Source organism: Myxococcus llanfairpwllgwyngyllgogerychwyrndrobwllllantysiliogogogochensis (assembly GCF_006636215.1).
GTDB classification, from domain to species: domain Bacteria; phylum Myxococcota; class Myxococcia; order Myxococcales; family Myxococcaceae; genus Myxococcus; species Myxococcus llanfairpwllgwyngyllgogerychwyrndrobwllllantysiliogogogochensis.
The window spans coordinates 1-23,892 of record NZ_VIFM01000128.1 but is presented as its reverse complement, the minus strand read 5'-3'; the positions used below and the strand labels follow the sequence as shown (position 1 = coordinate 23,892).

Annotated in this window: 18 protein-coding genes; 7 read left to right on the top strand and 11 right to left on the bottom strand. The window is 70.2% G+C overall.

Features of this window, described 5'->3' with window-relative positions; translation table 11 throughout:
• Window positions 1-7: 7 nt before the first annotated feature.
• The gene (locus tag FJV41_RS27725) at window positions 8-505 is read right to left on the bottom strand and encodes a SixA phosphatase family protein (protein ID WP_174453334.1); all 498 of its coding nucleotides are present in this window, start codon (window positions 503-505) and stop codon (window positions 8-10) included.
• Window positions 506-699: 194 nt separating this feature from the next.
• Between FJV41_RS27725 and FJV41_RS27720 the strand changes: the two genes are divergently transcribed.
• A complete protein-coding gene (locus FJV41_RS27720) occupies window positions 700-1,371 on the top strand; it encodes a hypothetical protein (RefSeq protein WP_141645582.1) in 672 nt (223 codons plus the stop codon).
• Window positions 1,372-1,392: 21 nt separating this feature from the next.
• On the opposite strand, the gene FJV41_RS27715 is transcribed toward FJV41_RS27720, so the two are convergent.
• The 4 genes from FJV41_RS27715 to FJV41_RS27700 form a co-directional block, all read right to left on the bottom strand.
• Window positions 1,393-5,172, bottom strand: coding sequence for an FAD-dependent oxidoreductase (locus FJV41_RS27715; protein ID WP_141645581.1), 3,780 nt, complete (start codon window positions 5,170-5,172; stop codon window positions 1,393-1,395).
• 405 nt (window positions 5,173-5,577) lie between these two features.
• Window positions 5,578-6,408: a glycosyltransferase gene (locus FJV41_RS27710; RefSeq protein WP_141645580.1), complete on the bottom strand. Its 831-nt coding sequence runs from the start codon at window positions 6,406-6,408 to the stop codon at window positions 5,578-5,580.
• 268 nt (window positions 6,409-6,676) lie between these two features.
• On the bottom strand, window positions 6,677-7,525 hold the full coding sequence (locus tag FJV41_RS27705) for a hypothetical protein (protein WP_141645579.1): 849 nt from the start codon (window positions 7,523-7,525) through the stop codon (window positions 6,677-6,679).
• Window positions 7,522-9,756 carry a glycosyltransferase family 4 protein gene (locus FJV41_RS27700; protein ID WP_141645578.1) on the bottom strand — a complete coding sequence of 745 codons (2,235 nt, stop codon included), beginning with the start codon at window positions 9,754-9,756 and terminating at the stop codon, window positions 7,522-7,524. Before FJV41_RS27700 ends, FJV41_RS27705 begins: the two co-directional genes overlap by 4 nt.
• Window positions 9,757-9,785: 29 nt before the next feature.
• Here FJV41_RS27700 and FJV41_RS27695 point away from each other — a divergent pair, with 29 nt between their 5' ends.
• Genes FJV41_RS27695 through FJV41_RS27685 form a run of 3 tightly spaced genes read left to right on the top strand, consistent with a single transcriptional unit; the run spans window position 9,786 to window position 12,226 of the window.
• Entirely contained in the window at window positions 9,786-10,889 is a 1,104-nt protein-coding gene (locus tag FJV41_RS27695) for a glycosyltransferase family 4 protein (RefSeq protein ID WP_141645577.1), read from the top strand.
• A 55-nt stretch (window positions 10,890-10,944) separates the two neighbouring features.
• On the top strand, window positions 10,945-11,475 hold the full coding sequence (locus FJV41_RS27690; protein WP_141645576.1) for a hypothetical protein: 531 nt from the start codon (window positions 10,945-10,947) through the stop codon (window positions 11,473-11,475).
• 25 nt (window positions 11,476-11,500) lie between these two features.
• Window positions 11,501-12,226: a hypothetical protein gene (locus tag FJV41_RS27685; RefSeq protein WP_141645575.1), complete on the top strand. Its 726-nt coding sequence runs from the start codon at window positions 11,501-11,503 to the stop codon at window positions 12,224-12,226.
• Here FJV41_RS27685 and ybiA read toward each other — a convergent pair.
• From ybiA to gmd, 3 genes are all read right to left on the bottom strand, one after another.
• Window positions 12,177-12,737, bottom strand: coding sequence for a riboflavin biosynthesis intermediates N-glycosidase (gene ybiA / locus FJV41_RS27680; protein WP_141645574.1), 561 nt, complete (start codon window positions 12,735-12,737; stop codon window positions 12,177-12,179). The two genes, FJV41_RS27685 and ybiA, sit on opposite strands and share 50 nt — an antisense overlap.
• A 128-nt stretch (window positions 12,738-12,865) precedes the next feature.
• Window positions 12,866-13,804, bottom strand: a complete 939-nt coding sequence (locus tag FJV41_RS27675; RefSeq protein ID WP_141645573.1) for a GDP-mannose 4,6-dehydratase — start codon at window positions 13,802-13,804, stop codon at window positions 12,866-12,868.
• Window positions 13,805-14,779 (bottom strand): GDP-mannose 4,6-dehydratase, encoded by a 975-nt coding sequence (gene gmd / locus FJV41_RS27670; RefSeq protein ID WP_141645572.1) that lies wholly within the window; start codon window positions 14,777-14,779, stop codon window positions 13,805-13,807. It lies immediately after the preceding gene.
• A gap of 141 nt (window positions 14,780-14,920) precedes the next feature.
• Between gmd and FJV41_RS27665 the strand changes: the two genes are divergently transcribed.
• The 3 genes from FJV41_RS27665 (at window position 14,921) to FJV41_RS27655 (ending at window position 18,682) form a co-directional block, all read left to right on the top strand.
• A complete protein-coding gene (locus FJV41_RS27665) occupies window positions 14,921-16,228 on the top strand; it encodes a myxosortase-dependent phytase-like phosphatase (RefSeq protein ID WP_141645571.1) in 1,308 nt (435 codons plus the stop codon).
• Between the two features lie 45 nt (window positions 16,229-16,273).
• Entirely contained in the window at window positions 16,274-18,067 is a 1,794-nt protein-coding gene (locus FJV41_RS27660) for a bifunctional metallophosphatase/5'-nucleotidase (protein ID WP_141645570.1), read from the top strand.
• 225 nt (window positions 18,068-18,292) lie between these two features.
• The gene (locus FJV41_RS27655; RefSeq protein WP_141645569.1) at window positions 18,293-18,682 is read left to right on the top strand and encodes a hypothetical protein; all 390 of its coding nucleotides are present in this window, start codon (window positions 18,293-18,295) and stop codon (window positions 18,680-18,682) included.
• A 77-nt stretch (window positions 18,683-18,759) separates the two neighbouring features.
• Here the strand turns inward: FJV41_RS27655 and FJV41_RS27650 are convergent, their stop codons facing one another.
• The 3 genes from FJV41_RS27650 to FJV41_RS27640 all read right to left on the bottom strand — a co-directional run.
• Complete coding sequence (locus FJV41_RS27650; protein ID WP_141645568.1) at window positions 18,760-21,537, bottom strand: Hsp70 family protein; 2,778 nt, start codon at window positions 21,535-21,537, stop codon at window positions 18,760-18,762.
• Window positions 21,538-21,562: 25 nt separating this feature from the next.
• Window positions 21,563-23,425 (bottom strand): Hsp70 family protein, encoded by a 1,863-nt coding sequence (locus FJV41_RS27645; protein ID WP_141645567.1) that lies wholly within the window; start codon window positions 23,423-23,425, stop codon window positions 21,563-21,565.
• A 61-nt stretch (window positions 23,426-23,486) separates the two neighbouring features.
• On the bottom strand, window positions 23,487-23,892 hold a 406-nt coding region (locus tag FJV41_RS27640; protein ID WP_141645566.1), incomplete at its 5' end, for a DUF2760 domain-containing protein.

Here is a 23,892-nt window from a genome sequence, read left to right as displayed (position 1 = left end):
ACGGGCCTCACTGAATGACGTCAAGCACCTGCTGGCCAGGGGCCGCGTAGAACAGGAACTTGAAGTGCGGCGACGTCTCGCTCTCGACGCGCTCCAGGGCGATGACGGTGCCCGGGTGAACGGACTTGGGGAAGGACTGCATCCCCGTCAGGTGCGCCGCCAGGGCGCCCATGGACGGCTGGTGGCCGACCAGGACGAGGTTCTCATCCGCATGCTCGGCCAGCACCGGCTCCACCGCGCCCACCGGCATGTCCGGCAACAGGCAGCGATGCGCCCGCAGCAGCCCTTCGTGTTTCGTCACGAAGGACAGAATCTGCGACGTCTGGACCGTGCGAACCAGCGGGCTGGTCAGGATGAGGCCGATGGGGCCCATGCGCTCGGACAACGATGCGAAGTGCGCGGCGGTGTTCGCCCGAGCCTTCGCTGTGAGCGCGCGCGCCTCGTCACCGAGACCCTCGGGGATCTCAGCGTCCGCATCGCCGTGCCTAACCAGGAAAATCCTCAAAGTCCCTCCACCGGTACGACAGGACCGCGGTTCGTACATGACCGCAGCCGGGTTGGTCAAAGGTAATGCGGCGATTGTTCAGTGGCCGCAACAACCTCGGCATGACAGACAGGAGTTGGCCGCCCTCCTCCGCACGCGTCCGCGCAGCATACACGCGGGGACTGACGTGCCGTGTCTCTCTGGAAGGAGTCTGGATGCGCAAGGCGCTGTGGGTCCTGGCGGGGCTGTTGGCCTTCTCGGGCTGTAAGAAGGATGGGGCCACGGGTAGCGATGCACCCGGGGTGGAGGATGGTGGTGGCGCCGCCGGCCTGGTGGCCGAGGAGGCGACCGGCGCGGGGCCCTATGTGGTGACGCCCGAGAAGCTGACCGCCTACGTGGCCTACCAGCGGCGGATGCTGGAGGTGTACGGCTCCCAGGTGAAGGGACTCCAGGGGTTGGGCGCGCTGGTGGATGCGGGCACTCCGGAGGCGATGGCGGAAGTCCGCGCGGGCCTCAAGGTGGTGGAGGCGAAGGCCAAGGCGGAGTCGGAGGCGCGCACGCAGGCGGGGCTGAGCGTGAGTGACGTCAACGGCCTGGCCGAAGTCGTCACGGCCGTCATCAGTCAACGGCAGCTCGGGCGCACGCTCCAGTACGAGGAGGAGCTTCGGAAGCTGGAGGAACTCCAGGAGAAGCTGCCGCCCGAGCAGCGCCAGGAGCTGGCGGCGCAGGTGGCCTCCATGCGCCACCAGGTGGAGTCGTTCCAGAAGCTGACGGATGTGCGGCGTGAGTACGGCGACGCCAACGTGGACGTGGTCCTCACGCGCGAGGACGAGCTGATGAAGAACTACCAGGAGATGCTGCGGGTCTTCACCGGCACGCGCCGATGAAGACCCGGGAAGGAGTGCACCTCAGACGCGCTTGAGGTGCGGTGCCTTCTTGAGCAGCTGCGCCAGGTAGAGGTCGGCGACCTTCTCCATCACCGTGTTGCCGCGCAGGCGCTGGTTCAGGTTGACGAAGTCCACCTGGTCCAGCCGCTGGTCCTGGTTGTAGCAGGAGAACACCCACGTCTCCCTGCCGGTGCGCGGGTCCACGTGCCGCTGGAGGCACTGGGCGCAGATCTCCTTCATCATGCACTGCATCGGCGAGTTGATGGAGCCGATGGCCTCGTGGTCCGGCTTCAGGTACGGCTGGAGCACCTTGTGCCGGGCCTCGGCCACCGCGCGCATCATCCGGTCCGAGCCGATGGCGATGATGCGGTCCACTTCCGACAGCGGGATGAGGCCGGGCGTGGCGAGCTTGCCCTCGGCGTACGCCACCATCGCCTGCACCACGTTGCCCCGGAAGGCGGCGTCCTGCGGGCGGCGCGGCTCAATCAAGTCGCCGCTGTCCACGGACCACACAATCTGGTCCGTGCCGGCCTCGATTTCGTCGTGCTTGAAGGAGTCCGACTTGAGGCGGTAGGCGGCGAAGTAGACGACGCGGCAACCCGCCGCCTTGAGCGAGCGGGCGATGGAGAAGAGCACCGCGTTGCCCAGGCCACCGCCCACGAGCACCACCGTCTCGTTGTGGGCAATCTCGGTGGGCGCGCCGGTGGGGCCCATCAGCACCACGGACTCGCCCGGGGTGAGCGCGGAGCACAGGCGCGACGAGGAGCCCATCTCCAGGACGATGGTGCCCATCAGTCCCTTCTCCTTGTCCACCCACGCGCCGGTGAGGGCCAGGCCCTCCATGGTGAGGCGCATGCCGTCGACGACGGGCGCGTTCCGCTCGAAGTTCTGGAGCCGGTAGAACTGGCCGGGCTGGAAGTGGCTGGCCGCGAACGGCGCCTTCACCACCACCTCCACAATCGTCGGCGTCAGGCGGGTGACGGACACCACGGTGGCGTTGAACGCGGCGTCCAGCTTCGCGAAGTGCGCGGCGCGCAGTTCCTCGCGACGGGCCTGGGCGACCTCGTCGTCGAAGTCGAGCGACGCCACTTCCTTCGCGTACAGGCGCGCCACTTCCGAGTAGCCATCCTTCGCGCTGGCCATGGCCTTCACCACGTTGCCCGCGTACGTCGGGTGGTTGTCTCCGTAGAAGGAGATGAAGCGCCCGTCCTTCGCATACGACGTGAAGAAGCCCACCTTGGAGTCCAGGTCCTCGCTGGCCTCCACGGGCTCCAGCGTGAAGCCCTGCTCACCGTCCACCAGGGAGTAGCCCTGGAAGTAGTCGCCGCCCTCGTCGAGCTTGAAGGTGCCCGGGTACTCGCGCTCGTACGTGACGTTGGGCGAGGTGCCGGCGGCCACGCACACGGTGCGCGCGGGCAGCTCGAAAAACTGGCCGCTGCCCTTGAGCTTGCCGTCCACCGTCACCATGCGCTCGAATCGCAGCGCTCGCACCGCGCCCGTCTCGTCCTGCAGCGCCTCCACCGGGCTCATGCGCTCGATGAAGCGGATGCCCTCCTCCAGCGCCTTGGACACTTCCTCGTGGTTGAGGCGGTAGGCGGGGGACTCGGTGAGGCCGCGGCGGTAGGCCAGGCTGACGCCGCCCCACGCTCGCACCAGCTTGATGAAGTCTGGCGTGCGGCCCTCCGCCTTCGCCTGCTCGCGCTCGGCGCGCACCGCGCGGCCGTGCTCCAGGAAGGTCTGGTAGGTGGCGCGCTCCTCGGCGTCCAGCTTCGCGAGGATGGCCTCGTCGCCCAGCTCCGCGGAGAGCTTCTCGTGGCGGGCGAGCGCCTTCTCCACCTGCACCGGGTAGTACGCCATCAGCTCCGTGGCGGTGTCGACGCCGGTGAGGCCGCCGCCGATGACGATGGCGGGCAGCTGCACCTGGAGGTTCGCCAGCGAGTCCTTCTTGAAGGCGCCCGTGAGCTGGAGCGCCATGAGGAAGTCGCTCGCCTTGCGGATGCCCCGGATGAGGTTGTTCTTCATCCCGATGATGGTGGGACGTCCGGCGCCCGCGGCGATGGCGATGTGGTCGAAGCCCAGCTCCCACGCGTCCTCGATGGTGAGCGTGCCACCGAAGCGCACGCCACCGTGGATGCGGAAGCCGTCCCGCCGCGCCAGCGTCAGGTGGATGAGCGTGAGGAAGTTCTTGTCCCAACGCACGGTGATTCCGTACTCGGACACGCCGCCGAAGCCCTCCAGCACGCGCTCATCCAATTCGCGCGTGAGCGAACGCCAGTCGCGGATGGGCTTGAGGGCGTGGCCATTGCGGCCGGCCAGCTCGTCGGAGAACGGCTCGATCTTCAGGCCGTCCATGCCCGTGACGCCGAAGCCCTCGTTGAGCAGGTAGTGCGACAGCGTGTAGCCGGCGGGCCCCAGGCCCACCACCAGCACGTTGCGACCCACGTAGGGCAGCGCGTACGGACGGCGGATGTTGAGCGGGTTCCAGCGCGTGAGCAGCCCGTAGATTTCAAAGCCCCAGGGCAGGTCCAGCACGTCCGTCAGCGCGGCCGTCTCCGCCAGCGGGATGTTCACCGGCTCCTGCTTCTGGAAGATGCACGCCTTCATGCAGTCATTGCAGATGCGGTGGCCGGTGCCGGGGCACATCGGGTTGTCGAGCGTGATGACCGCCAGCGCCGCGAGCGAGTTGCCCTCGCGCTTGAGCAGGTGCGCCTCGGAGATGCGCTCGTCGAGCGGACAGCCCGTGAGGGGGATGCCCAGCGGGTTCTTCTTGTAGCTGTGGCCCTCGGCCACCTTGTCCTTCGCGGGGAAGCCCGTGGAGCAGGAGTCCTTCTGGCGCTCGTGGCAGAGCACGCAGTAGTCCACCTCGTTCATCACGTCGCGCGCGGTGCCGCGGCGGTCGGTGAGCTTGAAGCCGTCGCGGTGGCGAAGGTGGTGCGGGAGTCCTTCGGTGGCCTCGGGAAGAGCGGCGTCCGGGCGCTGGAGCTGCACGAGCTGGTCGAACACCAGCGGCTTGGGCACGCGGTGGGTGGGCCAGGTGTGGAACTGCTCCTTGGTCTCCGGGTGCAGCGCACGCGCGTACGTCCAGCGGTCCGCCAGCGACAGCAGCGCGCGGACGGACTGCAGCTCCGCGGCATCATCGCCCTGGGTGACGAGGCTGGAGCCGAAGGCCTCTCGGCCCTCCGGTGTGGCCGTCAGCGAGGTGCGCAGCGCCGACCAGCGGGCGCGCAGGGCCTCCGCCTTCGCCTGCTCCTCCGCGGGCAGGTTGCCGGAGAACAGCCGCTCCAGCTCCATGAGCGTGAGGACGGACTCGGCGAGGCCGCGCTCGAAGTCGCCCAGGGAGAGCGCCTCCGGGAAGCCGAGCTGGAGCAGCAGCCGCATGCGCCCATCCAGCGACGGGAACTCGGCCAGCGCCGGACGGTCCGGCGCGCCCTTCTTGAAGACGCGGCGGGTGATGAACTCGCGCTTGAAGTCGAAGAGGGGCAGCTCTCCCTTCAACTGGCCCATCTGCCGCTCCAGCTCCTGGTCGACTCGGAAGAGCCGGGAGACGAAGCGCGACGTGTGCCGGGCCACCCGCACCAACAGGTCCGACTCGGCGGGGCCGGTGAGGCTGGTACCGCCGGACTGGCGGTAGGCGTCGAAGGCCTTGAAGAGCTCGGGCTCGTCCTCGGCGAGCTGCGCGTCGAAGCTCTTGGCCAGCCGGCGCAGTCCGCGCGGGCGGTAGAGGTCTTCGAAGGTGAAGCCCGGCAGACCCAGTTGAAGGGCGGGGCCAGGGTCGGAGGGCAGGTCGGTCAGGGCGCGCATATCACTGAAGGTGTAGGAGGAACCCGGAGCAACGGCTCGCGTGCGGGGCCTATTTCGCGGTGAGCCGCCCGGAAAGCAAGCGGCCTCGCGACGCCGCGTGAAAGCAGGCGATGGGAGGGAGTGGCTCTGCTGGAGTTGTAACGCGGGAGCCCGACGCCAGCCTCCCTGTCGGCCCGGGCCCCGGGGGCAGAAGCTCCGTCCCGGGGTGCGACGGCACACCGCGCCATGTGTTGAGGTGCCCGCACAGGGGGGCGGCTGTGTGCCGACCCGGCTGGATTTCCTCTGGAGCAGCACCCGGAGGCGGCCCCTGACGCCCTGTCGGCCACTCTCCTGGCGAGGAAGGGGGCCCTTCGCCGTGTCGCGGGAGACCCGTGGGTGGCGCGCCGGTCCACGGCGCTGCCGCTGTCACCGGGTATCGATACCCGGCAGCGAGGTGGGCAGCGCCCTTCCTTGCCCGGGGGCGGGCAGGGTGACGTGTTCCAGGCGGCGGCGGAGCTTGAACAGCCCCCAGAACATGCGGGCCGCGTCCAGGCCGGGGATGACCTTGGAGCCACCGAAGTCCTCCCAGTCGATGGGGACCTCGAGACAGCGGGCCCCCTGTCGCTGGAGCAGGGCCAGGAGCTCCACGTCGAGCAGCCAGCGCTCCTCGCGCAGCACGTCCAACAGTGGGCGCAGCACCGAGGCTCTCATGAGCTTCACGCCGCATTGCGTGTCGTAGAAGCGCAGGCCGAAGTGCAGGTCCGTCAGGGTGGCGAAGATGCGGCCCTGGAGGTGGCGGTGGAGGTTGCGCACCACGCGGCGGCCAGCCATGAGGATGCGGGAGCCCGCCAGCACGTCCACGCCCTCGGCGTCGGGAGTGTCGGTCAGCCGCACCAGTCGGAAGAGCTCCTCCGCGTTGATGGCCCCGTCCGCGTCCAGGAAGGCGAGCCAGGTGGCTCCAGGAGAAGCGTGGCGCCAGCCGAGGCGGATGGCGGAGCCCTTGCCGCCATTGCGGGGCGCGGCGACATACGTGAACCGGTGGGGCGAACTCGCGGCCAACAGTCGGGCCTGGGCCGCCTCGATGCTGGCTTGCTGAAGCGAGGCGTGCTCGGGCGCGCTGCCATCATCCGCGACGATGAACTCCACCCGGGGCGTCGGCTGGAGCAGGGCGACGCGGGTGAGCGACTCCACGAAGCGAGGCAGTCGCTGCCCCTCGTTGTAGGCGGGGATGACGACGCTGATGGAGGGCGCTTCCACGCGCCGGGTTTGAGCACGGTGGGGGAGGGGCGTCAATGCGAGCGCGCGAGGCCCTCGATGCCTCGGCGCGTGGGGTGCTCGTCAGGTGCGGTTCCCCGGGGCTGGGTGGCCTGACGGCACGAGCGGCGAGGGGGCGTGCCTGCCTCCTGCGTTTTCGAAAGTTCGGACGTGGGGATGCAGGTGCCCAACCGTGTCGTCGACCTGCCGGGCGGAGCGACGGCCAGAGGCGTCCGTCGCGCCGGGTTCTCGGCAGGGGTCGGCGCCCTCGCTACCGCCGCTTCGGACGTCGCGGCTTGGAGGTGTTGGGTCCACGAGGTGGCTTCTCGGGCGGGGACGAGGGCTTCTTCTTCGCCGGGACGCCAGCCGGAGTGGGGGGCGACTGCACCTGCCGAGGCTCCGTCTCGTTCTTGGGAGACCGGGGCTTGGGGAGCACGGCCGCGGCTCCTGTCGATGTCGACGGAGACGCTTCGCCGTGAGCTGCTCCTCGCGCACCGTGGCTCCGCGCAGCGGGGCTCGCCTTCGTCGCGGGGGGCGTCGGTCGCGACTGCTCCGCCTGGGGGCGAGCAGGGCCGGTTGAACTCTCGGCGCGCGGCCGGGGTGCATGCCGCGCGGTCGGGGGCTGTTCCGTGCGCGCCAGTTCCTTCGTCGCCTGCGGAGAAGGGGAGCGCCGTGCTTCCAGCGAGGGCTCGGCGGCTCGTGCCTGAATCGCGCTCGACGAATCACTGGCCTGACGGGCGCGCAGTTGCTCCACCTCGCGGCGCAGGCGGACGACCTCGGCGGAGAGCTGGGCGTACGAATCGCGCACGTGTCCGTTGAAGACGCGCTGTCGACCCAGGGCCTCGTTGATGAACACCTGGCACGACTTGCGGAAGGCCCACTTGGCCACCACCACGAGCTGACCCACGCCACCCCGGTGCGTCTGCAGCGGCAGCGCGCGCGTGGCGTCGGCGTTCTCTTCCAGTGCGTGCAGGTTGAAGGTCAGTGGCTCCACTCGGGGCTCCACGCCTTCGGCGGGCACCTCCACCGCTTCGGAAGTGGGCAGGCCTCGCGTTCGCAGGCGCTCTTCGATGCGGGTCAGCAGCTCCCGCGCCGGAATGTCGCGTCCCAGCAGCTTCATCGATGCTTCTCCTCGAGGATGCGTTGCAGCTCGTCCCGATAGGCGGCCACCACCTGCGGCCACCCTTGTTTCTTCACGTACGCCAGACCGCTAGCGCCCAGCGCGCTTCGCGCCTCGCCCACTTCGCGCAGTCCCTGGATGAACGAATCCAGGTCCGTATACGCGCGGCCCGCGCCACTGCGTTGTACCTGTCCCACCAGCACGTCCGAGCGCCCGTTCACCAACACCGGCGTGCCCTGCGCGAAGGACTCCAGCGTGAGCAGCGACAGGCTCTCGTAGCGAGAGGGCACCACCACCGCCAGGGCACCGGCCAGTGCGTCGTGCTTGTCCTGCTCGGGGATGCGTCCCAGGTAGCGCACGCCATCACCCTCCAGAGGCATGTGCGCGTCACCCGCGAGCACCAGGTCCGGCGCGTCCGCGTACCGCTGCTTCAAGGCCTGGTGGAACTGGAGCAACTCGGGCACACCCTTGCCCGGCTCTTGCCGGCCCACGTAGAGCAGGTAGTCGCGGTGCACGCCGTGCTTCTCGCGGAAGCGAGCCCCATCGGCGGCCGGCCGCTCCACGCCCACGCCCACCACGCGAGTCCTCGCATGGCCCGGGAAGTACTTCTCGATGATGGTCAGCTCCTCCGGCGTCAGGCAGAGCAGCGCGCGAGGGAGCTCGAAGACGTCACGGTACGCATCGAACCGGATGGGCGCTTCGTCATGCGTGGTCGGAACCAGCAGCGCGCGGTCCGCCACCAGGGGCATGCCCCACACCGTTGGCGCGTAGAGGTACGTGAAGAACAAGTAGCCGTCGTACGCGTTTCGCGTGTCGGCCAGATGGCGTAGCAGCCCCGGAGCCAGCGGGCCCTGCTCGGCGATCCACTGCTCCTCGCGCAGCCGCTCGTTGCTCTTGTCGAAGAGCTTTCGCGACAGCCCGTTGAAGCCTCGGATGTTGCGCACCCGCGTCACGGGGAAGCGCAGCACGTCCACGCCGCGCACCGTGTCCGGCCCCGCCGGGAAGTCGTTCTCCCAGGAGAGGTGGTTCTTCGCGCACGTGGTCAGCACCGTCAGGTCCCAGTGCGGCGTGAGGCGCTCGGCCACCTGCGCGGCCAGCATCTCCGCGCCTCCCGTCACCTCGCCATAGCGCTGCACGACTACCGCCACGCGAGGCCGCTTCGGAGGCGCACGACGGGGACGCGGCGCGGGCAGGGACGAACCCAGCGCATCCGACAGCGCCCGCTGCACGGACGCGGCGGAGAAGTGCTCCAGCCTGCGTCGCTGACCGGCGATGACGGGTTCGCGAAGCGACAGGTCCTCGCTCAGGTCCACCGCCAGCTCCGCGAGGAACGCGAAGCGCTTCTGGTCGAACGCGATGCCCGCGCCGCCCAGCGTCTCCGGCACCGCCGCGGCGGCGTACGCCAGCACGGGCACGTCCGACGCCATGGCCTCGATGAGCGGGACGCCGAAGCCCTCGTGCTCGCTCATCGAAACGAACACGGATGCGGAGCGGTACGCGGCCACCAGCTCCGCGTGGCTCAGCCGGCCCAGGAAGCTCACGCCGCTCAAGCCCCGCGCCTCGCGCTTCAGCGAGCGGAAGTAGCGACTGCCCGGTTCGTACCCGCCCACCATCAACAAGCGCGCCTGGGGGCGCAGTCGCAGCACCTCTCGGTGCAGGGCGATGAGGTCCTCGAAGCGCTTGTGCGGCATCACCCGGCTGACGCCGAGCAACACGGGACCGGGGCCCGACAGCTTGCTCAGCAGCTTCGCGTCCGCGCGCTCGGGACCGAAGCGCTCCGGCTCGATGAGCAGCGGCACCGTATGGACGTTGCGGTAGCCCGCGACGCGCAGCTCGGCGGAGTTGTAGTCCGACACGCCGATGGCCACGTCCACGAAGGGCGCCATCGCCGCGAGCTGGGCGCGGCCGGCCACCAGCGCGTTCTCCAGCGACAGTCCCGAGTAGAAGCGCGCGGGGCTGATGTTGTGGAACACGAGGCCGCGCCGACACGGCAGGTGCATGAGTCGGCTGCTCAGCGGAGAGGCGATGCCGTGGTGATAGAGCACCAGGTCGCCCGGCTCCGGCTTCAACGTCGAGGCGGGACTGGCCAGGCCCTCCAACCCCGCGCCGACTTCATCCGCGTACAGGCCGCTCCACACACCCAGCCGGCGCAGGAGGAGCTGCAGGTGCAACGCGGCCTGCCCGGTGGCGTCGCCGGGCACGAAGCTCGCTATCAACTGGTGAATCGCCATGCGCGCCCTGCCTATCACAGGGGCGTGGTATGAGGCGCACCGTGTCCACCGGCCCCATCGCTTTCGACGCGACGCTCTGGGATGAGCCCACCACCGGAATCGGCCTCTACACCCGCTGTCTCGCGGGCGCGCTGGAGGCCAAGGGTGTGCGGTTGGAGAAGCTGGGCGCGCGGGGCTCGGGCGACCATCCGAGGGGAGCCAGCGGCCGCACCGCCTGGACGCTCGCCCGACTCCCTCGGGTGCTGGAGCGCTCGAAGCCCGCGCTGTACCACGCCCTGGGCAACTTCAATCTCCCCCTGACGCGGATACCCGGCACGGCCTACGTGCTCACGGTGCTGGACCTGATTCCGCTCATCATGCCGGACACCGTCTCGGCGAAGTTCCGCTGGCAGTTCCGGCTGTGGCTGTCACGCAGCCTGATGCTGGCCGACCGGGTGGTGTGCATCAGCGAGCGCACGCGGCAGGACCTGCTGGAGCGCTTCCCGGAAGTGGAGTCGCGCGCCGTGGTGGTGCCCATCGGCGTGGACCATGTCCACGCGCCCGTGCTGGACGCGACGAGCGTGGACTTCCTGCGCGCCCTCGCTCTGCCCAAGGACTTCGTCCTCTACGCGGGCTCGCTCGACGTGCGCAAGAACGTGGACCTGGTGCTGGACGCGATGGAGCGACTGAAGGCGCAGGGGAGGCCCGCGTCGCTCGTGCTGGCGGGACAGAGCTGGTTCGGCTCGGGGCGCGTGGAGTCGCGCATCGCGCGGCTGCGCTCGGAGGGGCTCGATATCCGCCCGCTCGGCTATCAGTCCGAGCCGGTGTTCTACGAGCTGATGCGGCGCGCGGCCTTGTTCGTGTTCCCCTCGCGCTACGAGGGCTTCGGCCTGCCCCCGCTGGAGGCGATGCGGCTGGGCACTCCGGCCATCGTCTCGACGGCGGGCTCGCTCCCGGAGGTCTGCGGCAGCGCGGCCCTGGCGGTGAGTCCGGACGACGCGGAGGGGCTCGCGGAGGCCATCCATCGGCTGCTGCGCTCACCCGGAGAGCGCGGTGCCCTCGCCAAGAAGGGCCGGGCCCGGGCCGCGGAGTTCACCTGGGAACGGACGGCGGAAGGAACGCTGGCGGTGTATGAGGCCGCGCTCCGACGCTGAGGGTTGGAGCCTCGCCGTCGGAGCCTCGGCGGCGAATCGAGAGTGGAGGATGCGGATGCGAAAGCTCGTGTGGAGTGGTCTCGTGCTGAGCGGTCTTCTGGTCGGGTGCGCCAGCGCTCCGGCGAAGCAGGACCCCGCGGAGCCGCAGGTGGAGCAGGACGTGGCGGCCTCGCCCGACGCGGAGTCCGCGGCCCCGTCGCCCGGTGAAGAGGCGAAGCCAGCCGAGGCGCTGCCCATCCTGGTGAGGGCCAACCCCCAACCCAAGGACCCCATCAACATCGAGGGGGCGAGGGTGGACGGCAACATCCTGACGCTCAACGTCTCGCACGGCGGTGGTTGCGCGGAGCACTCGTACACGCTGGCCTGGGACGGCACGTTCCAGCAGAAGTCTGGCGCTGCGCCCGTGGCCAATTTGGTGATGATTCACGACGCCAACGGAGACCGGTGCAAGGCCATGAAGTTCGCCGAGCTCCGGTATGACTTGAGCACCGTCTCCCAGACCTGGGCCGCGCAGCCCGGCAAGGACTCCGGCACGGTGGAGCTGGCCCTGCCCGGTCTGTCCGCGCCGGTGAGCTACTCGTTCTGAGCCCCATCGAGAACCTGGACGCGACATGAAGCTATCGGAGGCCCTGGCCGTACTGGAGCGCAGCTTCAGCGGCCTGGAGGAAGGAGCCCCTCGGCTCGTCGAGGCGGAGGATGACCGCTTCGCCTTGCGGCCGAGCGCGGTGTGGCTCGAGTACCGCTGGTACGTGCGCGCGGGCGGAATGGCGGAGGTGTTCCTCAAGTCCGAGCGCGTCCGCGCAGGAGTCCGCTTCCACGCGGAGGCCACGGTGCTGCGGGTTCATCTGCTCGGCGCTTCGTCGGAGCTGTCGGAGCGCGCGGCGCAACTGCTCGTCGGAGGGCGCCCCGCGCCGGAGCGGCTCATGGGACTGTTCGGTGACGATGGTGTGCGCCGCGAGGTGGTCGCCTTCGGACGTACGAGCGTCACCGTGGAGCACTGGGACACGCCCGGCCCGCGCCCTGTCCTGGCCGAGGCGCGCTTCCGTGCGCTCGCGGAGCGCCTGGCGGACCCGGCCTCGACGCCGGAGGAGCGCCACGAGGCGGTGCAGCGCCTCGCCGACGAGCGCAGCCCTCGCGTGGTGGAGGTGCTGCTGGAGCTGCTCTCGCGTCAGTCCTCGCTGATGGCGCTGCGCGTGTTGTCCGAGTGGGGCGAGGAGCGCTCCAGGGCGCCTCTCCTGCGCGCCCTGGACGCGGTGCGCCCCGACAACCCCGCGGACTTGTGGACGCTCACCGCCCTGGTGCGGCGGCTGGATGCGTGGACGCACGTGAAGCGCTGACGGAGGCCACGGTGATGCCCTCCGCGATGAGGTCTTCACGCAGGCGCGTCAGCACCTTGCCCAATAGATTCAGTCCCCTCCACTTGGAGGGGTCCTGGATGTTGGGATTGTCCATGCTCAACCCCACACCCCAGATGCGGTCCATGGGACTGGCTTCCACCAGCTCCGTTCCAGCCGTGGCCAGCAGGGCCTCCAGCAGCGAGGCGTTCTGGGTGAACTTCGCGCGATTGCCCTCATGGACGACGCGCTCCCGCTCACGCTCCCACGTGGCGGCATCGAAGTTCCTCACCTTGCGACCCAGCGCCTTCTGCGCCTTGGGCGCAGAGGTCTTCAGGATGCTGGCGAGCACCTCCATGTCACCGAAGACGCGCGCCTTGCCCGCCATCATGTACTGCTCCGTGCAGCCGTAGTGGACCCCGTCCACCACGAACTCGGAGCGGTGCCACTGCGAGAAGGGCGACTCCTCTTTCCAGAAAAAGGTGAACCTGCCCTGCCGCTGAGTGCCAGCCATCGCGAGCCCCCTGGTTGGTGTTGATTGCACACCAACGCTCGGGGCGCGAGGCCCTGACAAGCGCCATGCGGTCAGCCAGCCGCTGGACGGGAGGCGCCCCAGGCGAGGCACCTCCCGTGCAGGGCGATTCAGCCCTGGGCTCGGGCGGCGCCCGGAACCTTGGGGCCGAGCACGTCGCGCAGCGCGTCCGTCACCGTCAGCTTCGGCGTCCATCCCAGCGCGCGCAGCTTGTCCGGAGCCCCGATGAGGCTGGGGATGTCGGAGGGACGCAGGCGCGCGGGGTCCAGTTCGATGCGCGCATTGACGCCCGCGAGCGACAGCATCTCCTCCAGCAGGCTGCGGATGGTCCGCCCCTCGCCGCTGCAGATGTTGTACGCCTGCCCGGGCTCGCCCTTCACGAGCAGCAGCCGGTAGGCCTCCACCACGTCACGCACGTGGGAGAAGTCGCGCACCGCGTCCAGGTTGCCCGTGCGCAGCACCGGGTCCACCGTGCCCAGCCCAATCGCTCGAATCTGCGAGGCGAAGGAGGGCACGACGAAGGTCGGGTCCTGGCCTGCGCCCAGGTGGTTGAAGGGCCGGGCCATCATGACTTCCAGCCCGTAGCTGCGGTGGAACTGCACACCCGCCAGCTCCGCCGCGGACTTGGAGGCCGCGTAGGGGCTCAAGGGCACCGCGGGGGTGTCCTCGGTGGCGCGCGTGCCTTCGGGCACCGGGCCGTACACCTCACCCGAGCCCACGAGGACGACGCGCGTCTTCGGCGCGTTCTCCCGCAGCGCCGTCAACAGATGCACCACCCCCATGGTGTTCACCGCGAACACGCGCGAGGGGTTGTGGTGGCTCTTGGCCACCGAGCTGAAGCCCGCGAGGTGGATGACGCCGTCCGGCTTCGCCTCGGCCACGGCGGCCTTCACCGCGGCCTCGTTGGCCACGTCGAAGTGCAGGGCGCTGCTGCTGACGCCCTCACCGCGCGGCCCGTGCGCTTCAACCACCTCGTCACCGGCGGCGCGCAGAAGCGCGCACAGATGCCTGCCGACGAACCCATCCGCTCCCGTGACGAGTACCCGCATCTACCGCTGCCCCGCCTTCACGCGCTCCAGGTCCGCGTCGACCATCATCTCCACCAGCTGCTTGAAGCGCACCTTCGGCTCCCAGCCCAGCTTGGCCTTCGCCTTCGCCGGGTCGCCGATGAGCAGGTCCACCTCGGCCGGGCGCACGAAGGCCGGGTCGGTGAAGACGAACTTCTGGTAGTCCAGCCCCACGCGGCCGAAGGCGATCTCCACCAGCTCGCGCACCGTGTGCGTCTCGTTGGTGGCCACCACGTAGTCCTCGGCCTGGTCCTGCTGGAGCATCAGCCACATGGCCTCCACGTAGTCGCCCGCGAAGCCCCAGTCGCGCTTGGCGTCCAGGTTGCCCATGGGCAGCTTCTCCTGGAGGCCCAGCTTGATGCGCGCCACGTTGTAGGTGACTTTGCGCGTGACGAACTCGAGGCCACGGCGCGGCGACTCGTGGTTGAAGAGGATGCCGCTCACCGCGAACAGGCCGAAGGACTCCCGGTAGTTCACGGTGATGTGGTGGCCGTACGCCTTGGCCACGCCGTACGGGCTGCGCGGATAGAAGGGCGTGTCCTCCGTCTGGGGGACCTCCAGCACCTTGCCGAACATCTCGCTGGAAGACGCCTGGTAGAAGCGCACCTGGGGCCGCGTGTGGCGGATGGCCTCCAGCATCTTCGTCACGCCCAGCGCGGTGAACTCACCGGTGAGCACCGGCTGGTTCCAACTGGTGGGGACGAAGGACTGGGCCGCGAGGTTGTAGACCTCGTCCGGCTTGACCAGATTGAGCAGCGCCGCGAGCGAGAACTGGTCCAGCAGGTCTCCCTGGTGGAGCTGAATCTTGCCGTGCAGGTGCTGGATGCGCTCGAACTTCTCTTCCGACGAGCGGCGCACCATGCCGTGCACCTCGTAGCCCTTCGACAGAAGAAGCTCCGCCAGATAGCTGCCGTCCTGCCCCGTGATGCCAGTAATGAGTGCGCGCTTGGTCGCCATGGTCTTTTTCGCTGTTGGCTGGAAGACGCACTTTGTACCTGACGCGGTTGCCCGGAGCCAACCGTTCCCTCTGGCTTCGTACTTGAAAGGCACACCCCTCGTGCGAAGTTAGGGAGGACCCACCTGCCTGGAGCCTTGGTCATGCGTCACCCTCTCGTCTTCGCCCTGGCGGCTGTCGTCGCCGGCTCCGTTGCCTCCGCTCAATCCACCCAACCCTTGCAGGTCCCCGCCTTCCGGGAGACGACGCCCGGGCCCGCCGCGACAGGCGGTCTCATCCAGGACGTCGCTGTCTGGGTAGGGTCGCCCGTCGCGGGGCAGGGGGATGCGGGCATCGGCCTGCTGCTCACGGCCTATGACAATCAGAACTCCGGCCTCTCCACGTTCGGGTTGGATGGTCAACAACTGGAGCAGGAGCAGGATGGACCCACGGTGAGCGTCGCGGTCCGGGATGGCTTCCGGCTGGGGCCGTCGACGCGTTCCCTGGCGGTGACGGCGAACACCGTCGTCGGGTTGTCGGCCTACGTCGTGGATGGTTTCCAGACGACGAATCGGGTGCAGCGGATTGGCGTGGGACCGTTCGTCGCCAACAGCACGACGTTCAACACCGTGGCGCTCTATCGCAGCCCCGGCACCGGTCGCTTCTTCGTGTTCGCGGGGACCGCGGACGGCTCCCTGCAGCAGTTCGAGCTGTCCGGAGAGGATGGCGGGTTGTCCTCCACGCTGGTGCGTCCGGCCATCGACGTGGGAGGCCCCATCACCGGGCTGGTCGCCGATGAGGAGCTGGGCTTCGTCTACGTCGTGCAGGCTGGCGAGGCCATCTGGCGCTACAACGCGGAGCCCAACGGCGGTACCAGCCGCGTCCTGGTGGCGTCCCTGTCGGCGACGGGCAGCAACCTGTCCAGCACCGTCAACCGCCTGGCGCTGTACCGCGCGGCCAACGCGGAGGGTTACCTGCTGGCGGCGGACACGGGCGCGGGCACGTTCGCCGTGTTGGACCGCCGCACGTATGCCTTCCTGGGTTCGTTCCGTGTGACGGCGGGGGATGGAGGCCTCGACGCGGTGGAGGCGCCGCGCGCGCTGGCGGTGTCGGCGCTGCCGATGGGGCTGGAGTTCCCCCAGGGACTCTTCGTCGCGCAGGACTCCAACAATGGCGGCACGGACAACCTGAAGCTGCTGCGGTGGGAGGCCGTGGCCGCGGCCTTCACGCCGCCGCTGCGCGTGGACACCCGGCCGTCGACGGGCGACGGTGGCACCGACGCGGGCTCGGATGGCGGCTCGGATGGGGGCGGAATCGGAGGAGGCGGCGGGCGCCCCTCGCCGGGCGGTGGCGGTATCGACCTGGACAACGACACGTCTGGCTGCACGTGTGCCTCCGCCTCCGTGCCCGGTAGTGTGCTCCTCGGCCTGCTGGCCCTGGGGTTGTCGGTGCGCCGACGCCGCGAGCGCTGAAGCGCGTTGCCATGGGGCGCGGGGCACGATGAAGTGCGGCCGCTCATGCGTTCCTCGCGTCCCTTCCTCCTCGCGCTCGTGACTTGTGCCGCCGCCTGCGCCGGCACCCAGCCCTCCGCGCCTGTCTCCTCGCCTCCCGCTTCACCAGTGCGCATCACCCTGGTGGGCCTCAACGACTTCCACGGGCAGGTGGAGCCGCACCGCGCGCGGCTCGCGGATGGTCGGACAGTGGAGGAGGGCGGCGCCGCCACCCTCGCCGCGTATGTCGCGCGGCTGCGCGAGGACAACCCCGGGGGCGTGCTGCTCCTGGATGGTGGCGACCTCTTCCAGGGCACGCTGGCGTCCAACCTCACCGAGGGCGCCATCGTCGTCGACGTGTACAACCACCTGGGGTTCACGGCGGCGGCCATCGGCAACCACGAGTTCGACTACGGGCCCGTGGGGCCCGCGCCCATGGCCTCGGGCTCTGGTGAGGACCCGCTCGGCGCCCTCAAGGCGCGCGTGAAGCAGGCGCGCTTTCCGTTCCTGTCCGCCAACCTCCGCGACGCGACGACGGGGAAGACTCCCGCGTGGCTGGGCAACGACGGCACGCACATCGTCGTGGTGAAGGGCCTTCGCGTCGGCGTGCTGGGCCTCACCACCGAGTCGACCCCGAGCGTCACCAATCCGGCCAACGTCGCCTCGCTGCGTTTCGCGCCCCTGGCGTCCTCGGCGCTCGAGGCCTCACGCTCCCTGCGTGAGCGCGGCGCGGACGTGGTGGTGGCGGTGGCGCACGCGGGCGGCCAGTGCTCCGACTTGCGCAACCCCCGGGACACGTCGAGCTGCGACAGGGGCGACGCGGAGATTCTCGACATGCTGGCCGCGCTTCCCCCGGGCACGCTGGACGCGGTGGTGGCGGGGCACACACACCAGACGATGGGCCACTTCTTCGACGGGGTGCCCATCATCGAGACGACGGGACAGGCCCGCTCGCTGGGCGTGGTGGAGCTCTTCGTGGACCCCGTGCGCCGCCGCGTGGACCCGTCACTCACGCGCATCCAGGCCGCCATTCCCCTGTGCACCCAGGTGGAAGCGACTCATGGCGGCTGTGATGCACGGCGCCTGCGCGAGCGCGCCGAGGTGAAGCTCGCGCCCGCGGTCTTCCTGGGCACCCCGATGCAGCCGGATGCGGAAGTGACGCGGCTGCTCGCGCCCACGCTGGCGGAGGTCGATGCGTCCCAGGGACGTGCGTCGGGCGTCTCCTGCGCCTCGCCCCTGGCGCGCGGCTTCACGGAGGAGGGTGCCTTGGGCAACCTCATCGCGGATGCGCTGCGCGAGGCGGCCGGCGCGGACGCCGCGGTGATGAACCCCGGAGGCATCCGGGCCGACCTGCCAGGTGGGACGCTGTCCTTCGGCCACGTCTACCAGGCGCTGCCCTTCGACAACACGGTGGCCGTGCTCACGCTCACCGGCGCCGAGCTGCGGCACCTGCTGGAGCTGGCCCATGGGGTGGAGCGCGGCGCCGTGTTCGCGGTGTCGGGCCTGGAGCTGACGCTGGCCCGCTGCCCCGGGCCCGGCCGGCTACAGGGTGTCACGCTGGAGGGCGGCAAGCCGCTCGTGCCAGAGCAGCGCTACCGCGTGGCGGTGCCGGACTTCCTCGCCCGGGGCGGTGACGGCGTGGACGGCGTGACGCGGCCGTTGCCCCCCGAGCGCACCGAACTCTCCCCGGTCCGGGGAATGGACCTGCGCCAGGCGCTGATCTCCTACGGCCGTTCCCACGGGGGCGTCCTGCCCACGCCCGCGCTGGGGCGCGTGCGCTACAGCGGTGTCGCACAGGTGTGTCCCACAGCGTCTCGCTGAGAGAACCTGGGCTGAAAATTCGACCGCGAGCTGATCCGCTGGCGGTGAATGGGGCCGCCAACCCTTGGAAAGATCAGCGGAAACGCTCCCGGGCCGATTTTTCGGCCTGGGATCAGTTTTCAACGGAAGGAAGAGTCCTTACTCTAGGGCTCGCGAGTGCCCGTGCCGAGGTGGCCCCGTCATCAGGGACTGCGTGCGAGGGCCTCCGAGAGCGGAGGGACTGACATGCTCTACAAAGTGACCCCGATGATGCCGCCGCCGCCGGACAAGGCGAAGCCGCGTGAGCCGGGGCAGGCCCAGCCGCGCAAGCGGCGCAAGTCCGCCGTCTACGACGCGGATGGCCACGAGGTGCTCATCTCGTTGATGTGCATCAAGTGTCGCACCCTGAAGCCCCTGGCCCAGTTCGGCCTGCGGAAGATGGCGGACGGCGCCATCCGCAACCAGCCCTGGTGCCGGACGTGCCGCTCGGGCGCGGGCACCAAGAAGCCCAAGGCTGGCAAGGGCGAGGCCACCGCCGCGCCCACCGAGGCCGCGCCGGTGCTCCAGGTCGTCGAGCGCGCCGCTCCCAAGGCCACCGCCGAGGTCGCCGAGCCCGCCACGCCCGCGCGGGGCTGAAGGCTCCTCGCTCCGAAGTCACCCCTCCGGGTCGACCATGTCCTGGCCGACCTGAAGGGACGTTTTCGAATCCCTCGTCACGACAGTCGCAGGCCCGCCGGCAGCGTGTCGCCGAGCGCGCGTGCTTCATCCGCGGCTTCCAACGCCACCACCTCGCGCACCATGCGCACCCACGTCTCCGACGCCTGCGCGGCCACGAGCGCCTGCGCCGCGCGCTCGCGCAGTGCCGGGTCCACGTCTCGCGTGCGGTCTCCCGTGAGGCGGGCGAGCTGCGCGGCGGCGAACGGCGCGCCGTCAATCTTCCGCAAGTCGAGCTCCAGCAGCAGCGTGAGCCACGCCTCCGTGGTTTCCACGTCCACCACCTTGTGGCCGCTGCCGTAGAGGGGCACGCGCGCGCCCAGTCGGCCCAGCGCCCAGGCCCACGGCCCGCCAGATTTTGCCTCGGCCTTCAGCCGCTCGGCGATCCACCGCCCCACCTCCGCCTTGTCCGAGGGCGACAGGTGCTCCAGTGAGGCCGCCGTGCGCACCATCTCCTCCAACCCCTCGGGTTGGATTCCCTTGAGCTTGCCGGGAGGCGGCGCGCCGGGGGGCACCTTCCTCGCGAGGTGCGGCTGGAGGTAGGCGTAGAGCTTTTGCTGCTGCGCCTCGTTGAGCCCGCCGGCGATGCGGCGCCACATCACCCAGAACTCCGTCCACACCGCCTTGTCCGAGTGGTGCTGCACCAGCGCGTCGAAGAGGCTGAAGGTCTGCTCCGCGCGCCAGCCGTCCAGCGGGTAGCCGAAGCCCGGGCGCAGGGTGAAGCCCGCGAGGCTGTAGAAGACGCGCTCGTGGTCCTCGCTGCGACGGCGCTTGCTGGCGCCCGCGTACAGGGTGCTCCACATCTCGCGCAGCACCGGCACGCGCCACGTGTCGCGAGGCCCCAGCGCCTTCTCCAGTGTGCGCGAGAGCTGCTTCACGTCCTTGGGGCCCAGGGGCAGCGGCTTGTTGCCGTAGACGCGCTCGATGTTGTCCTTCGCCTCGGCGAAGCGCGCGGGCATGGACTCGGTGACGGTCAGCTCGTGGGAGCCGCCGGTGCCGCGCAGCTCGAACTCCAGCCGCCACCGCTCGTCCGCGACGTCGGAGACGCAGTACAGCTCCAGTGTGCCAATCTCCGTCAGCGCCGCCTGGAGGTGCACCGGCACGTCCGCGACTTTTCCCGCCGCGCCCTTGAGCAGCGTGTGGATGGGCGGCAGGGGCTTCAAGTCCTCCGCCAGTGGCACCAGGTCCCCGGGCTTGTCGATGCGGTCGCTCGTCGTCGAGTAGAGCTGGAACTGCACGGGCCGGCCCAGCGTGAGGGTGAAGGGGCGCTCACCCAGGTCGACCTTCTGGCCCTCCTCGAAGCCTCGGGGAATGAGGCAGAGGGCGGGCTGCTCCGCGCTGTCCGCCGCGCGCTGCAGGCCCACGTAGTACGCGCGCGCCGCGCCACCGCCGATGCGCAGGCCGTGACCACGCCGCACCAGCCCGTAGTACGCCGCGCCCCGCGCCACGGCCAGCTCCAGCGATTCGTGGCGCAGAAGGGAGATGGTTGGCGCGTCCGGCCACCACGCGGACACGGCCTCCACCAGCCGCTGCGAAATCCAGGGCGAGTTGAAGACGCCGCCGTTGAGGAGGATGGCGTCGGGGCGGGGGAGGGCGCCCTCGAAGGCAGGCGTCTCTCCCAGGGCCGCGAAGCCCGCCGCCGCGTGCTGCGCGAGGAAGGCGGCCAGGTGCCGCGTTACCGCCGCGTCCTGCACGTACGGCAGGCCCAGCTCCTGGAGCGCCATGCGCGCGGCGCGGCGAGGCCGCTCGGTGGGCGGGGTGCGCGGGAAGAAGCCGTCCAGCACCAACGCGTGGGCCTCCTCGCGCGTCAGCTCGGACGACAGCGTTCCTCCCAGCAGTCGGCTGCCCTCGCCCGCGAGCGACACGCCGTACTTCTCCGGTGGCGCCTTGCCCAGCAGCGCTTCCTTCGCGGTGCGCGCGGCCTGAATCGCCTGCGTCCACTGCGTGGCGGACAGGCGGCGTCCATCCGTCAGGAGCTTCTCCTCGACGCGCCGGGCCAGCGCGGCGTCCATGTTGTCGCCCCCCAGCATCAGGTGGTCACCCACCGCGAGGCGCCGCAGCATGGGCCCTTCGGGCGATACTCCCGCGTGCACCAGCGTGAAGTCCGTGGTGCCGCCACCCACGTCCACCACCAGCACCAGCCGGACGTGGGCGAGCGTCTGCTCCAGCTCCGCGCGGTGGCGCGCGGTGTAGTCGTAGAAGGCGGCCTGGGGCTCCTCGAGCAGGGTGAACTTCTCGAGCCCCGCCTTGCGCGCGGCGCTCACCGTGAGGGCGCGCGCGGCCTCGTCGAAGGAGGCGGGGACGGTGATGACCACCTCCTGCTTCGACAGGGGCTCATCCGGGTGCGTGAAGTCCCAGGCGCGCGCCAGGTGCGTCAGGAGCAGGGCGCTGGCGTCGACGGGGGACAGCTTCTGGACGTCGGCCGGAGCGCCCCAGGGGAGGATGGGCGCGGAGCGGTCCACGCCCGGGTGACACAGCCAGCTCTTGGCGCTGGCCACCAGTCGCCCCGGCACGCGAGCGCCCTGCCAGCGCGCCAGCTCTCCCACCACCCACGGACCGCCGTCATCGCCCCACGGAAGCCGGAGGGACTCGGCGCTCAGCTCGTGCCCCGCTGGCACATACACGGTGGAGGGAAGCAGCGCGCGCGGCGCCACCTCCCCCTGACGGACCAGCTGAGGGACGGGGAAGTCCTCCACGGGCGCGCTCGCGCCCCGGGCGGGGTCCACGGACGCCACCGCGCAGTGGGTGGTGCCCAGGTCGATGCCAACGATTCGCATACACCTCCGTTTGCCGGCCGGCGTTCTACTCCTTCATGCGGACGTTGAGCTCCAGCTTCCAACGTCCGGCGCCACCTTTCTCCAGGCACCGCAGCTCCAGCGTCCCCACCTCCGTCACCGCGGCCTGCAGGTTGACGGGGGTCAGGTCGCCAAAGGCCGAGGCCTGTCCGGGCATGGTGGTCTCGATGGGGGCCAGCTCCTCCATCTCCCCCTTGGCCAGCTCGTCCGCCACGTCATCCACCATGACGCCGACCTTGTCGTCGCGCCGCATGGAGGAGGAGAAGAAGCGGAAGCTGGTGGGCTCGCCGGTGACGAGGCCGAACTCCTGCGGCGGCACATCCGCCTGCGTGCCTTCCTCCATGCCGAAGGGCGCCACGCACAGCGCCTTCACCGGAGGCTCGAAGCCGGGCACCGCGGGCATCGCCGACTCCACGCCCACGTAGTACGCGCGCGCCGTGCCACCGCGGATGCGCAGGCCGTTGCCCTGGCGCACCCAGCCGTAATACGCCGCGCCGCGCGCCACCGCGAGGTCCAGGTCCGCGCCCTCCAGCTCCTTGGCGGGCTCACCCCCGTCCGCCTTCAGCCACATGTTGAGCACCTCCATGACGCGCTCCTTGAGAGGGCCCGCCTTGAAGACGCCACCGTTGAAGAGCACCGCCGTCGGGTGGAGGAAGGACTTGTCGCCCACGTCCACCGGCGCGTCGTGGCTGGCCGCCAGCGCCTGGGCCTGCCGCGTGAGGAAGGCCGCCAGATGTCGTGAGACGCCCGGGTCCTGCGCGTAGGGCAGCGCCATCTGCGCCAGGCCCATGCGCCGCGCGGTGCGGGGCAGCTCCGCCAGGGGCGTCACGGGGAAGAAGCCGTCGGTGAGGACGCGGTCCAGCTCCTCGCGCGTCAGCTCCGTGCGCAGCGTGCCGCCGATGAGCGACGAGCCCCGTCCAGGGATGGAGATGGGCACCTTGTCGAGCGAGGTGTCGCCGTACAGCGTCTCCTTCGCCTGCCGGCAGCCGTGGGTGAGGGCGTTGAACTGCCACGGGTCCAGCTTCTTTCCGTCGGCGGCCAGGCGCTGGTTGAGCGTGTGCGCCAGCGCCAGGTCCATGTTGTCGCCGCCCAACAGGATGTGGTCGCCCACCGCCACGCGCAGCAGCTCCACCTCGCCACCGCTGTCTCGCACGGTGATGACGGAGAAGTCGGAGGTGCCGCCGCCCACGTCCACCACGAGGATGACCTCGCCGGGCTTCACCTGCTGCCGGAAGTTCTCCCCCATCGCCTCCAGCCACGCGTACAGCGCGGCCTGCGGCTCCTCGAGCAGGGTGAGGTGCTCGATTCCCGCCGCCTTCGCGGCCTCCAGCGTCAGCTCGCGCGCCGCCGCGTCGAAGGACGCCGGGACGGTGACGATGACGTCCTGGGAGGCCAGCGCGTTGCCGGACTCGTCATCTCCCTGGGCGAAGGTCGTGTCCCATGCCTCCTTGAGGTGGCGCAGGAAGCGCGCGGACGCGTCCAGCGGGGACACGCGCTGCACGTCCTCCGGGGCCTGCCACGGCAACAGCGCCGAGCGCCGGTCCACGCCGGGGTGGGACAGCCAGCTCTTGGGGGAGGAGACCAGCCGGGTGGGGACCTTGGCCCCGTGGGAGCGGGCGAACTCTCCGATGATGGAGGTGGCGTCCTTGTTCCACGGCAGGGCGAGGCTGCCCTGGGGAAACTCCTGGGCGGAGGGCAGATAGAGGAAGGAGGGCAGCAGCGGGCGCGCTTCCAGCGTGCCGGGCGCGGTCAGCTGGGGGATTGGCAACATCGACTGCGCGCGTCCCCGGGCCTTGCTGTCCTCGAGGTTGAAGTAGGACACCGCGGAGTGCGTGGTGCCAAGGTCGATGCCGATGGAATAGCGGGCCATATCGGGCTTGAACTCCTTGAGGGCTCCCTTTTGTCCGGTCTGCGCGTCCGCTGAGCGACGCTCAGGCGAGCTCGACTTCCGCTGGAGCGAGCACTCGCGGGTCCATGGCGGGGCTCACGACCGGAAACTTCACCTCCGACGTCACCCACCCGTGGTGGCGCAGCGTGCCGGTGTGCGGAGGCTGGCCCGTCACGTTGCCGATGAGGCGGATGCGCTGGGCATCGAAGGACACGGGCACGGTGACCTGGTCCCCCTCCGACTGGGGGAGCACTGCCTGGAGCGTGAAGTACTGACCCATCACCTTGCGGCACCCCTCATGGACGGTGCGGCAGGCGGCGCCCACCTCGGCGTCCGAGAAGGCGGCCACGTTCTCCTGGAGGAAGTCCACCAGCCGACCTTCCCGCTGGAGCATGGCCAGCAGCGCCAGGGCGCTGGCGTGCTCGCGCTCGGGCGGCAGGGCAGGGGGG